We start from the raw sequence: 10,317 nt of genomic DNA on the forward strand, positions 1-10,317 counted from the left end.
GGGGATCGCTAACGCGGAGCATCCGATCGAACCGTGCAGTGCTCGGAGGGAGAATCAACTACATTAGATGGCGCCGACAACCAAGGTCGCCGTGGTGCCAAGGCAGCGCGAGCCATCTAAACCACAGCGGACTCAAGACAAAGGGGGCGCCGTAGCTTTCTCCCCTTGTTTGCAGCGCAAAAGTACCCGAAGGGCATGACTCACCGTGTCGCAAGCGCTTTCCCGTACCAAAGTAGGGGAAAACGGAACAGGCCCTGGACCCCTCAGGAAGGGCGCCCGCGATCCGACCGTGTCCCGGACATGCCGCACCGGCCCGGCTAAAAAGTCGGTGGCCGCTCCTAAGCTGTTCGTACCCGTCCACCAGGTACGAAAGGGCTCGCCGTGATCTGTTCCATCGTTCCTCCCTACATGCTGCGAAGGCTGGCGGCCCAGCACGAGCCCCGCCTGCGGGCGATTGCCCGCGCAGCCAAGGAATCCCTGCTGCACATCAAGAACCTCCAGGCGGTCCGTGCGCTTCCGGTGCCGGTCCCTGTGCCGACGGCGCGCCAGGCAAAACCCGGCCCGCCCAAACGAACGATCTATGACGCCGGCTCCACTGAAGCCTTGCCCGGCAAGCTCGTCCGCAAAGAGAAAGGCCAGGCGACGGGCGACCCGGCCGCCGATGAAGCCTACGACGGGCTGGGCGAAACCCACGCTCTTTACGCAGGTGCGTTCAGCCGGAACTCGATCGACGGCGCCGGGCTGAAACTTGATGCCACTGTCCACTACGGCCAGCTGTACGACAATGCCTTCTGGAACGGCAGCCAAATGGTCTTCGGTGACGGCGACGGCGAGATCTTCCAAAGGTTCACGAAGTCCCTCAGCGTAATAGGGCATGAGCTCGCCCACGGCGTCACCCAGTACACGGCAGCCCTCGCCTACCGGAACCAGGCCGGAGCCCTCAACGAGTCCTTGTCGGATGTTTTCGGGGCGCTTGTGGAGCAATATGCCAAAACGCAGTCTGCTGCCGAGGCCAGCTGGCTGATCGGCGAGGGCTTGTTCACCGACGCCGTCCAAGGCACCGCGCTCCGATCCATGAAAGCCCCAGGGACCGCATATGAGGACGACGTACTCGGCAAGGATCCGCAGCCGGACTCCATGGACAAGTACGTGCGCACCACCGCGGACAACGGCGGTGTGCACATCAACTCAGGCATCCCCAACCGGGCGTTCTCCCTTGTTGCCCTGGAGCTGGGCGGCAATGCCTGGGAAGCGCCCGGACAGATCTGGTACAACACGCTGACCAGCGGCTCACTGCCTGCCACGTGCACCTTCGGACGCTTCGCAAAGGCCACAGTGGCGTCGGCGGAGGAGCTCTTCGGCGCCGGTTCCGACGAGCATGACGCGGTCCGTAAGGCGTGGGAAACTGTGAAGGTAAAGCTCTAGCAGCACCCTCCGGAGCAGTGGAAGCCGCAGAACATGAAAATCACTGTCCAGCGCAGCGGTGGCGTCGCCGCGATCACCCGCGTCTGGACCGTGGATGCCGCCACTTCCGAAGACAAGCGACGATGGATGCCGATCGTGGAGGCCTGCCCTTGGGACCAAGTGCCATCCCGCGGTCAAGCCCGCGCGCTGGCGGCCGGGAAGGCAGCCGGCCAGGCCGACCGGTTCATGTATTCGATCCGTGCCGGACAACACCGGGCCACGCTTCCGGAGACCGATGTCACGGGGCCATGGCACACCCTCGTGGAGAACGCCAAAGTCGAGGGCCGGGAGACCCTCCGCCGCTAGCCCACCTCCGCCAACTGGCCGCGGAAAGCCCTGCGGTACGACTGCGGGCTAGTGGCCAGGACCTTGGCGAAGTGGTGGCGCAGCAGCACGGAATGTCCGAACCCGGCTTCGCGCGCAACCTCGTCGATGTTCAGCTCCGTGGTTTCCAGGAGTTCCTGCGCCCGGAGCACCCGTTGCGAGTTGAGCCAGGCCGCCGGTGTGGCTCCCGTTTCGGCCCGGAACCTGCGGGCGAAGGTCCGGGCTGACATGTGCACCCGGGCCGCCAGTTCGTTGACGCTGTGGTCACGATCAAGGTTCTCCACCATCCAACGCAGCAATGCCTCCATGGGCGCAGAGCCGCACGTGGGCATCGGCCGGTCGATGAACTGGGCCTGGCCGCCGTCGCGGTGGGGCGGAACCACCATGTCGCGCGCAATGGCTGCAGCGACATTGGCGCCCAACTCCACACGGACCAAATGCAGGCAGGCGTCAATACCGGCGGCCGTGCCGGCACTTGAGATGATCCTTCCGTCCTGGACGTAGAGCACATTTTCGTCCACGTGAATCTTCGGATACCTGCTCGCGAGGTCCTGCGAATAGTGCCAGTGCGTGGTGCAGCGGCGCCCGTCAAGGAGTCCGGCACGCGCAAGCGCGTACGCCCCGGAACAAATCGACATGACCCAAGCCCCGCGCGCATGCGCCGCCCGCAACGCATCCAATGCAGACTCCGGGACGTCCTCATCCCGTCCGTACGGGGCCATGATGACCAGGTCGGCATCGGCCGTAGCTTCCAGGCCCAAGGCGACATGCATCGACAGGCCCGACTTCATCTTCACCTCTCCAGGGATCGGAGTGCAGACCCTGAAGTCAAAACCGGGAACGCCACTCCCCCGGTCCGCGCGGTCAATGCCGAAGACCTCGCAGGCCGTCCCGAATTCGAAGATCGAGAAGTTGGGAACAACAATGATTGCCACCGTTTTCAACATAGATCCAGTGTGGCAGAAAATTGCCTAAATGGGTCATTTCTGCCACTGTTTCTTGAAGTGCACCAGGAACACGATGGAGTCATGGAGTTCATCGGAGTTTTGCTATTCATCGTCTTCCTCATCACTGCCGCCGGTTCCATCTCAGCGGTCCTTCGGGACGGCCGCGGCCATCTTCCCCCCGACCATTCCGAGCCATGGACCTCGAGGGACCTGCCTGACAACTCATGCTGGACATTGCGCGCATTCTAAGCACAGTCTGTCCCCGGACGCGGACGACTTTTGTCCGCGTCGTGGGCTAGATTCAATGCCATGATCCAGACCTCCGCCAGGCTGCTGCAATTGCTGTCCTTGCTGCAGGTCCGGCGCGAATGGACCGGCCCGGCATTGGCCAACCGGATGGGTGTCACCGAGCGCACCGTCCGCCGCGATATCGACAAGCTCCGGAACCTCGGCTACCCCATCCATGCCTCGCCGGGCATAGCCGGCGGCTACCAGCTGGGCGCCGGGGCGCAGCTCCCGCCGCTGCTGCTCGACGACAATGAAGCACTCGCGGTCGCCTTGGGGCTGAACTCGGTGGCGGCAGGTCCCGTGGCAGGTATCGGCGAAGCATCGGTTCGCGCCCTTGCCAAGCTCGAACAGGTGCTGCCTGCACGTCTCCGCCCGAAGTTTGCGATGCTCAAGGCCGCGGTCACCACGCTGCCCAGCAACGCGGCGTCGGTAGACCCCCAGCAGCTCACGGTGGTCTCTGCTGCGATTGCGGACAGGCGGCAACTCAGTTTCGACTACGTCAAGGCCGACGGCGACACCGGCCGGCGCCTGGTGGAGCCATACCGGCTGGTGGACACCGGGCGGCGCTGGTACCTGGTCGCTTGGGACGTGGACCGGGAAGACTGGCGCACGTTCCGGGCCGACCGCATCGCCTCACTTCCGGGCGAACGGAAAAAGTACCTGCCGCGCCCCTTGCCGGCCAACGACCTCGCGGACTACGTCCAGCGCTCCGTGACCCGCTCGCCTTACCGCTACGACGTGGTCGTGCGCCTCCACGCCCCCATCGGCGAGGTGGCCGCCGTCGTCGGCCCGCAGCTCGCGAGCTTGAGCGACGACGGCGGGAACGCGACCCTGCTCCGCGCCGGCTGGGACAGCCTGGCCCAGCCCGCGGCGCACCTCGCAGCGCTCGACATGGACTTCGAAATCATCTCTCCGGAAGAATTCAAGGACTACGCGCGCACCATGGCCGGGCGACTGGAAAATGCCGCCGGGCATCGCGGACTGCAAGGCGACGCGCCGCCACAGTAGACTGTCAGCAGCCATGACACTTCATATTTCCTACCCCGCAGAGCTGCCCGTTTCCGAGCGCCGCGAGGACCTGATGGCGGCCATCGCCGCAAACCAGGTGACCATCATCGCCGGCGAAACCGGTTCCGGCAAGACCACCCAGATCCCCAAAATGTGCCTGGAACTCGGCCTCGGGGACAAGGGCCTGATCGGCCACACCCAGCCGCGCCGCCTTGCCGCGCGCACCGTTGCCGAACGCATCGCCTTCGAGATGGGCGTCGAGATCGGGCAGGAAGTGGGCTTCCAGGTCCGTTTCACCGGCGAAGTCAGCAAGTCCACCAAAATCAAGCTCATGACCGACGGCATCCTGCTCGCCGAGATCCAGCGGGACAAGCTGCTGCGGAAGTACCGCGCCATCATCATCGACGAGGCACACGAACGCAGCCTCAACATCGACTTCATCCTGGGCTACCTCAAGCGGATCCTGCCGCAAAGGCCGGATTTGAAGGTCATCATCACCTCCGCCACCATCGACCCCGAGCGTTTCGCGAAGCATTTCGGCAGCGAGGAAGAACCCGCGCCGATCATCGAGGTTTCGGGCCGGACCTACCCGGTGGAAATCCGCTACCGGCCGCTGTCCCAACCCCCCGGAGGGACCGCATCCGGGGCCTCCGGCGACGATGAGGACGCGTCCGATGACGAGCTTGAGGAAGACCGGGACCCCCTCGACGCCGTGTGCGACGCCGTCGACGAACTCGCGCTTGAGGCTCCCGGAGACATCCTGGTGTTCTTCTCCGGCGAGCGCGAGATCCGCGACGCCGCGGAAGCCCTGAACGGCCGGATCCAAGCCAACCGCAGGCTGGCGGGCACGGAAGTCCTGCCGTTGTTTGCCCGATTGAGCCTGCAGGAGCAGCACAGGGTCTTCAACCCCGGCGGCAAGCGGCGGATCATCCTTGCCACCAACGTCGCGGAAACTTCGCTGACGGTGCCCGGCATCAAGTACGTCATCGACACCGGCACGGCCCGCATCTCGCGCTACTCGCACCGCACCAAAGTGCAAAGGCTGCCGATCGAACGCGTTTCACAGGCATCGGCAAGCCAGCGTTCCGGCCGCTGCGGGCGCGTCTCCGAGGGTATCGCCATCCGGCTCTATTCCGAAGAAGACTTCGAGTCCCGCCCCCCGTTCACTGACCCGGAGATCCTGAGGACCAACCTCGCTGCCGTCATCTTGCAGATGACGGCCATGGGCGTCGCCCGCGGCCCCAAAGACGTCGAAAACTTCCCCTTTGTTGAGCCGCCGGATTCCCGCGCCATCAACGACGGCGTCACGCTGCTGCGCGAACTCGGCGCCCTCAGCGCGGCGCGCACTGGCGACGGCGGCACTCCCCCCGCCGTCGACGGCGGCAACGGGCGTACCAGCGGCGGCCTGACCGCCGTCGGGCAGAAGTTGGCCCAGCTCCCGGTCGACCCCCGGCTCGGCAGGATGATCGTGGAAGCCGGAAAGCGCGGCTGCGTGAAGGAAGTCATGATCCTGGCGGCTGCTTTGACCATCCAGGATCCGAGAGAGCGTCCGAGCGACAAGCAGCAGCTTGCGGCGGAGAAGCACGCACGCTTCCGGGACGAGAACTCCGACTTCACCGGATTCCTGAACCTGTGGAACTACATCCAGGAAAAGCAGCAGGAGCTTTCCTCCACGCAGTTCCGCCGCTTGTGCAGGAACGAGTTCATCAACTACCTGCGCGTCCGCGAATGGCAGGATCTCTTCCAGCAATTGCGCCAGCTCGCCAAGCCGCTGGGCATCACTATCGACAACAAGCGCGAGGCCGACCCCGTAGGCAACAACGAAGCAATCCATATCAGCCTGCTCTCGGGACTGCTGAGCCACATCGGCATCCTGGATGAACGCAAGCGCGAATACGCCGGAGCACGCGGCAGCCGGTTCGCCATCTTCCCGGGCTCGGCGTTGTTCAAGAAGTCGCCTGCTTTTGTGATGGCCGCGGAGTTGGTTGAAACAAGCCGCCTCTGGGCCCGGGTCGCGGCGAAGTTCGATCCTTTGTGGGCCGAGCAGGTGGCACCGGACCTCGTGAAGCGTTCCTACAGCGAACCCCACTGGTCCGCCCGGACGGGTTCGGTCATGGCGCACGAGAAGGTCATGCTCTACGGAGTTCCGATCATCCCGAACCGCCGCATCAACTACGGCAGGATCGACTCAGAGCTCTGCCGCGAACTCTTCATCCGGCATGCCCTCGTGGAAGGCGACTGGAAGACCCACCACAAATTCTTCCACCGCAACCGCGCCTTGCTCCACGAAATCGAGGAACTCGAGACACGGATGCGTCGCCGGGACATCCTGGTGGACGACCATACGCTCTTCGAGTTCTACGACGCCAGAATCGGCAAGGACGTGGTCTCCGAACGCCACTTCGACAAATGGTGGAAGGAAGCCCGCCAGCAGGACCCCACCCTGCTCGACTTCGACCAATCGCTGCTCATCAGCGAGGACGCCGAAGCCCTGGACGATTCCGCCTACCCGAAAACCTGGCTGCACAAGGGCTTTGAGTTGCCCCTGAGCTACGAGTTCCATCCCGTGGCTCTCGGCTCGCCGCCAAATCCCTCGGACGGTGTCACAGCCGAGGTTCCCGTGTTGTTCCTCAACCAGCTCGACGACGCCGCCTTCCGATGGCAAATACCCGGCCAGCGGGTGGAACTCGTCACGGCGCTGATCAAGTCGCTGCCCAAACACATCCGCAAGAACTTCGTGCCGGCCCCGGACGTGGCCCGGCAAGCTGCTGCTGCCTTGGAAACCGACTTCGATCCTGCATCAGACGATCTTGAGGCCTCGCTTGAGCTGGTGCTGCGCCGCATCCGGGGACACATCATCCCTCCGGGATCGTGGAATTGGGACGCCGTTCCGGCGCACCTGCGGGTCAGCTTCAAAGTTGTGGACAGCCGCGGCAAGGTGCTCGACGAAGGCAAGGACCTTGCCGCGCTCCAGGAGCAGCTGGCCCCGGCTACCCGCCGGGCCATCGCCGAATCCCTCGGGGCAACACCTGCGACGACGGCACGCGCCAACGCTCCGAAGGGCGGCCCACGTGCCGGGGGCGCCGGAGCCTCAAGCGGAAACGGCGGCGGCGCGGCGCCGCAGTCCGCCGGTTTCCTGTCGGAGCAAACCGGCCTCACCGAGTGGACTTTCGGAGCTATCGAACGCCAAGTGACGCGCACTGTGAAGGGGCACGATGTCACGGGATTTCCCGCTCTCGTGGACGAGGGCAAATCCGTGGCATTGCGCGTGTTCCAGACCCGGGCGGAGCAGGAGTCGGCGATGCGCGGCGGCGTGATCCGGCTGCTCGCCCTGCGGGTTCCCGCCCCGGACCGCTACGTCCTGGAACATTTGAGCAACACGGAGAAGTTGACGTTCAGCCAGAACCCCCATGGTTCGGTGAGCGCCTTGATCGCGGACTGCGTCCTGGCGGCCATCGACAAGCTGACTCCGGCCGAACTTCCTTGGGACAGGGCGGCGTTCGATGCCCTGTACGAGCTGGTCCGGGCCGAACTGATCGACACCGTCTTCACGGTGACCGCCGTCGTCGAGCGCATCCTGGGGAGCACCCGGCGGATCGAGAAGCAACTCAAGGCCAGCACGAGCCTCGCCCTGATCAGCGCCCTCAACGATATGAAGAGCCAACTGGAGCAACTCGTGTTCCCTGGTTTTGTGGCACAGACGGGCTACACCCAGCTGAGCCAGCTGCCGCGGTATTTGGCCGGAATCGAGAAGCGCCTCGAAAAGCTCCCCAACAACGTCCAGCGCGACGGGCTGAGCATGTCGGTGGTGCAGGCGTTGGAGGACGACTACGACGACGCCGTTTCCGCACTGCTGCCCGGCCGACGGGCAGGAGCGGAGTTAACACGGGTGCGCTGGATGATCGAGGAACTCCGCGTGAGCCTCTTCGCCGTCGAGCTCGGCACGGCCTACTCGGTCTCGGAAAAGCGCATCCGGACGGTGCTCAACCAGGCGTTGGCACCGGCGTAGGCCCCGCGACGGGCTAAGACGCCCGCTCCTGCACTTATGAGGGGTTTGGACCCAAACCCAAACGGTCGCTCACCTATCTGCCCCCAAACCCAAACCCTCGCTCACGTATCTGCCCCCAAATCCAAACGCTCGCTCACCTATAGCGGTCATTCTGTCGACCCTCTCCTGCACATCTAGTGCGGGAAGGTTTCAGGCCACCCCACAAAGGTGAGCGAGCGTCACCCCGGAACCGGGCCGCATCCATTCCGCAAGCATCCGCGGGCGTTCTACGGCGTCGGGCCTCAGTCCGCCGGAACGAACTGTCCGTGCCCTGCGGCGACAAGGCCGGCCCGGAGCTTGGCCGCATTGGCGTCAAGCCGGGCAGGGTCAGGGTTGTGTTCCACGGACCCGAAGTCGAAATCGGCCAGGGACGTTGCCGGGAACACATGCACGTGGAAGTGCTCCACTTCGAAGCCGACAACGGACAGGCCTGCCCGGGGTGCGCCGAACGCCTCCACCTGGGCCTGTCCGATTGATTGCGCAACGGCCATGACCTTGTTGAGGAGCTCAGGGGCGGCGTCGGTCCAGCGGTCCACCTCCTGGCGCGGCACCACGAGCGTGTGCCCGTCGGTGAGTGGGGCGATGGTCAGGAAGGCCACCACGTCCTCGTCCTTCCAGACAAAACGTCCGGGAATCTCGCCGTTGATGATTTTGGTGAACAGGGTGCTCATGCGTCTGCCTTTTCCGAAGCGGGCTGAAGGGTCTTGGTGTCGAGGACGAAACGGTATTTGACGTCGCCGGCAACCATGCGGTCGTAGGCTTCATTGAGTTGCCGCGCAGTGACGACTTCGACATCGCTGACTATGCCGTGCTCGGCACAGAAGTCCAGCATTTCCTGGGTCTCGGCAATGCCGCCGATCAACGAACCTGCGTAGGAGAGCCGGCGCCGGATCAGCGCGCCCGGACTGACCGGCGGCATGTCGGCAGGAGGGAGCCCCAATTGGAAGAGGGCACCGTTCAGGCGCAGGGTGCGGAAATACGGGTTGAGGTCATGCGGCGCCGCCACCGTGTCGATAATGACGTCGATGGAGCGGTTGGCGCCTTCCATGGCTTCGGGATCCTTCGAGAGGATCACGTCGTCGGCGCCAAGTTCTATTGCCGCCTCGAACTTGGCCTCCGAGGTGGTGAAGACCACGACGCGCGCGCCCATGGCCTTCGCAATCTTGACCGCCATGTGGCCCAGTCCGCCGAGTCCGATGACGCCCACCACGTCCCCCTCCTCGACGTCGAAGTAGCGCAGCGGCGAGTAGGTGGTGATGCCCGCGCAAAGCAACGGCGCCGCCGCGGCCGGGTCAAGGGCCTCGGGCACGCGCAGCACGAAGCGGCGGTCAACCACCACCGAGGTCGAGTAACCGCCCTGGGTGACGGAGTCGCCGTTCCGGGCATCCCTGACCCCATAGGTGCCCACGTTTCCGCGTTCGCAATACTGCTCCAGGCCTTCGAGGCAGCTGCCGCACTCGCGGCAGGAATCCACCAGGCAGCCGACGCCTACCAGGTCTCCCGGCGCGAAGTCGTCGACGGCGGAGCCCACGCTGCGGACCCGGCCCACGATTTCGTGGCCCGGGATCAAAGGATAGCTCTGTACCCCCCATTCACCCCGCGTCGCGTGGACATCGGAGTGGCAGAGGCCGCAGAAATCGATCTCGATCTCGACGTCGTCTTCCTTGGGGACGCGGCGGGCCACGGTCAGCGGCACAAGGCCGCTGACAGCAGACGTGGCGCCGTATGCAGCCGCGAGCGTCGGCGAGCCCTGCGGGGCCGAGGGTGCTGACGGGGTGGGGTCCGCTGTCTCGTCACTCACGACGAGCGGCTTGCCAAGGGGTGGAGGAACGGGGCGTCCGGGAGTCATGCCTCGACGCTACCCCTGCGGGCTGATTCTTTGCCACTCCGCTGCCACGCCCGCCGGCTTCGCCGCGGCCTAGGCTCACTGGCCCGGAGCACCTTGGGGCGCTGCTCCGGTGACCACCGGGTTGGAGTCGAGGGAGGACCACTGCGAAAAGGAGCCCGGGAAGAGGGCTGCCCTGAATCCTGCGATTTCGAGGGCGGCGATTTCGTGCGCTGCCGTCACCCCGGAGCCGCAATAGACCGCCACCTTGCTGGGCAAAGTCATATGGTCGTAGCAACGCTCTGATTGATGGAGCGTTCTATGGTCAGGTCATTTCCTCAGAGTGCCCGCAACGAGTTTGTGGACTTGGTGTGTGGTGGGATGTCGATTCTCGCAGCTTCCCGGCGCGTCGG

General features: G+C 64.8%; 7 protein-coding genes and 1 pseudogene. 4 read left to right on the plus strand and 4 right to left on the minus strand.

Annotation, left to right across the window (positions count from 1 at the left end; all coding sequences use genetic code 11):
* The first annotated feature begins 408 nt into the window (after window positions 1–408).
* On the plus strand, window positions 409–1,425 hold the full coding sequence (locus AB0323_RS01830; protein WP_366175848.1) for a M4 family metallopeptidase: 1,017 nt from the start codon (window positions 409–411) through the stop codon (window positions 1,423–1,425).
* Window positions 1,426–1,458: 33 nt separating this feature from the next.
* Window positions 1,459–1,770 (plus strand): protealysin inhibitor emfourin, encoded by a 312-nt coding sequence (locus tag AB0323_RS01835; protein ID WP_364533488.1) that lies wholly within the window; start codon window positions 1,459–1,461, stop codon window positions 1,768–1,770.
* Here AB0323_RS01835 and AB0323_RS01840 read toward each other — a convergent pair.
* The gene (locus AB0323_RS01840) at window positions 1,767–2,735 is read right to left on the minus strand and encodes a helix-turn-helix domain-containing protein (protein ID WP_364533485.1); all 969 of its coding nucleotides are present in this window, start codon (window positions 2,733–2,735) and stop codon (window positions 1,767–1,769) included. The genes AB0323_RS01835 and AB0323_RS01840 overlap by 4 nt on opposite strands.
* 309 nt (window positions 2,736–3,044) lie before the next feature.
* Between AB0323_RS01840 and AB0323_RS01845 the strand changes: the two genes are divergently transcribed.
* Window positions 3,045–4,031, plus strand: a complete 987-nt coding sequence (locus tag AB0323_RS01845; RefSeq protein WP_366175849.1) for a YafY family protein — start codon at window positions 3,045–3,047, stop codon at window positions 4,029–4,031.
* A gap of 13 nt (window positions 4,032–4,044) precedes the next feature.
* Window positions 4,045–8,040 (plus strand): ATP-dependent RNA helicase HrpA, encoded by a 3,996-nt coding sequence (gene hrpA, locus AB0323_RS01850; protein WP_366175850.1) that lies wholly within the window; start codon window positions 4,045–4,047, stop codon window positions 8,038–8,040.
* Window positions 8,041–8,321: 281 nt separating this feature from the next.
* Here hrpA and AB0323_RS01855 read toward each other — a convergent pair whose 3' ends face one another.
* The 3 genes and pseudogenes from AB0323_RS01855 to AB0323_RS01865 all read right to left on the minus strand — a co-directional run.
* Window positions 8,322–8,750, minus strand: a complete 429-nt coding sequence (locus AB0323_RS01855) for an HIT family protein (RefSeq protein WP_366175851.1) — start codon at window positions 8,748–8,750, stop codon at window positions 8,322–8,324.
* The gene (locus AB0323_RS01860; RefSeq protein WP_366175852.1) at window positions 8,747–9,928 is read right to left on the minus strand and encodes an NAD(P)-dependent alcohol dehydrogenase; all 1,182 of its coding nucleotides are present in this window, start codon (window positions 9,926–9,928) and stop codon (window positions 8,747–8,749) included. The genes AB0323_RS01855 and AB0323_RS01860 overlap by 4 nt, the downstream gene beginning before the upstream one ends.
* A 75-nt stretch (window positions 9,929–10,003) precedes the next feature.
* Window positions 10,004–10,171: pseudogene (locus AB0323_RS01865) on the minus strand (sulfurtransferase); the annotation flags it as partial.
* Window positions 10,172–10,317: the final 146 nt, after the last annotated feature.

The sequence above is a fragment of the Arthrobacter sp. NPDC080031 genome, assembly GCF_040702485.1.
Lineage (GTDB): Bacteria > Actinomycetota > Actinomycetes > Actinomycetales > Micrococcaceae > Arthrobacter.

Excerpts from the sequence above, each read along its gene's own strand:
- AB0323_RS01840 (WP_364533485.1), bottom strand. The coding sequence starts at position 2,735 with ATGTTGAAAACGGTGGCAATCATTGTTGTTCCCAACTTCTCGATCTTC.
- AB0323_RS01845 (WP_366175849.1), top strand. The coding sequence starts at position 3,045 with ATGATCCAGACCTCCGCCAGGCTGCTGCAATTGCTGTCCTTGCTGCAG.
- AB0323_RS01830 (WP_366175848.1), top strand. The coding sequence starts at position 409 with ATGCTGCGAAGGCTGGCGGCCCAGCACGAGCCCCGCCTGCGGGCGATT.
- AB0323_RS01860 (WP_366175852.1), bottom strand. The coding sequence starts at position 9,928 with ATGACTCCCGGACGCCCCGTTCCTCCACCCCTTGGCAAGCCGCTCGTC.
- AB0323_RS01835 (WP_364533488.1), top strand. The coding sequence starts at position 1,459 with ATGAAAATCACTGTCCAGCGCAGCGGTGGCGTCGCCGCGATCACCCGC.
- AB0323_RS01855 (WP_366175851.1), bottom strand. The coding sequence starts at position 8,750 with ATGAGCACCCTGTTCACCAAAATCATCAACGGCGAGATTCCCGGACGT.
- hrpA (WP_366175850.1), top strand. The coding sequence starts at position 4,045 with ATGACACTTCATATTTCCTACCCCGCAGAGCTGCCCGTTTCCGAGCGC.